General features: G+C 65.0%; 1 pseudogene. It reads right to left on the reverse strand.

The features are described from left to right. Positions 1-263 (reverse strand): annotated as a pseudogene (locus tag ACYYG1_RS17545) (2,3-bisphosphoglycerate-independent phosphoglycerate mutase); the annotation flags it as partial.

The raw sequence follows: 263 nt of genomic DNA on the forward strand, positions 1-263 counted from the left end.
GATTGGCCGGTCATCTCTTTCGGCTGCTCCAGGCCCATCAGATTCAACAGGGTCGGGGCCACGTCGGCGAGCACGCCACCCTCGCGGATGCTGACATTACGCTTGCCGACGTAGACGAAGGGCACCGGCTCGCAGGTGTGCGCGGTGTGCGCCTGGCCGGTCATCGCGTCTTCCATCTGCTCGACATTGCCGTGGTCGGCGGTGATCAGGGCTTCGCCACCGACCTTGTCCAGCGCCTCGACGATCCGACCGATGCAGGTATC

This window comes from Desulfocurvus sp. DL1XJH-121 (assembly GCF_054819825.1).